This window comes from Pseudomonas sp. MIL19 (assembly GCF_028680365.1).
Classification (GTDB): Bacteria; Pseudomonadota; Gammaproteobacteria; order Pseudomonadales; family Pseudomonadaceae; genus Aquipseudomonas; species Aquipseudomonas spirodelae.
In genome coordinates this window covers 1-1,529 of sequence record NZ_JAPPVG010000076.1, presented here as the reverse complement: position 1 = coordinate 1,529, position 1,529 = coordinate 1, and the positions used below count along the sequence as shown (strand labels likewise).

Here is a 1,529-nt window from a genome sequence, read left to right as displayed (position 1 = left end):
ATAAGACGTTTAAGGAGACGCACACATCTGAAAAGCAGTCCCACATAGAGAGAACACTATAAAGGCGAGGCGATTGCCGACCTCATAAAGCAAGCATCAAACCCGCGCACTCCTTAGCAAAAGGGCTTTACACCTGAACAAGCCGCAGCAATACGACCGCGGACTATGACGAACACTCCATACTCGAACTTAAACACCATCCTATATAAGGAGACAGATCACAAAACTAACACCTCAAGCAGACCACTCTACACGCACGACTTCAGCACAGCCTCGACAAAAAACACACAGATCGCATCCGCAGACCTGGACACCAAACCATCACAACCCTCCTTGCACACACGGCGCCACTAAATGATCAAACATTCTTAACCCAGCCCAGCGCACGGCATTTGATCGCAAGCACCTGAAAGCATGTGAAAAAAATTGAAATTTGGTTCGACAAACGCAATACAGCTGCTATTATTCGCGCCGCCACGGGAAGATGCCGGAGTGGCCGAACGGGACGGATTCGAAATCCGTTGTGTTAGCGATAGCACCTAGGGTTCAAATCCCTATCTTCCCGCCATACAAAAAAGCCCCGTAATTCAATGAGTTACGGGGCTTTTTCTTGTCTTTTAGAAAGTGAAAAATCGCTTGGGGGCAAAATTGGGGGCAAATGGGGGCAAAATCGAGTCCTTCCAGGCCGCTATGCACCGCCCCAACCCCCCCCAAATCCCATCTGTTCAGACACATCACTGCCCATCCGCTTGGTGTCATCCGGGATCAGCTTTGCATAGTGTTTCTTAATCATGGTCGTGTCGGCGTGACCCAGCTGCTTCGCCAGCCACTCCAGCCTGACGTGGCTTGATAGGGCCTGGCTCGCAAACGTATGACGGCACTGGTTGATGCCCCGATGATTTACCTTGGACTTGACCAGGTGCTCCTTGAACCATTCATCCAGGTGGTCAGGGTGCCACGCATTTCCCGTCGTCCAGTCCCTGAATAGAAAGGTGACACGCTCCGACTCGCTGGTGAGATTATCCCGCTGAGTAACCTCAATCGGCTGCGGCATGCAGGCAGCGGTATCCTCTAAGATGAGTTTCATCAGCGCAGCCGCTGGCTTGATCAACTCTACAAAGCGCTCACGTTTCTCCTCCTTGGGGATACGGTAGATGCCATCCACATAAGCACGGCGTACATGGATCAGCTTGTTGTCGAGATCCACATCCTCACGGGCCAGTGCCATCAGCTCAGAGCGTGATAGGCCGATCCAGCAGTTCATCACCACCACGCGGGCTTCACGCAGCCTCTTAGGGTCTGCCTGCTCGATGCGTTTGATCTCTTCGCGCGTGAAAGGATCTGCCAGGCTTTTGTACTTCACCTTGTGGTTCTGAATGCCCTTCATGTGGTTGCTGGCAATGAGACTGTTTGATTTGGCGTCAGCCCAGACCCCACGAACAACGGTTAGCATGCGGATTCCACGCTGACTCGGACACCCATTCCACGCACATCCGGACAGTGATTCCACGCTGATCCGGACACTCATT

1 protein-coding gene and 1 tRNA gene are annotated in these 1,529 nt (G+C 52.5%); one reads left to right on the top strand and one right to left on the bottom strand.

Annotation, left to right across the window (positions count from 1 at the left end; genetic code table 11):
- Positions 1-478 precede the first annotated feature (478 nt).
- Positions 479-568 (top strand) — tRNA-Ser (locus N1078_RS19395).
- Between the two features lie 120 nt (positions 569-688).
- Here N1078_RS19395 and N1078_RS19390 read toward each other — a convergent pair.
- Positions 689-1,529, bottom strand: an 841-nt coding sequence (locus N1078_RS19390; protein WP_274089696.1) for a tyrosine-type recombinase/integrase, incomplete at its 5' end; no start/stop codon positions are given.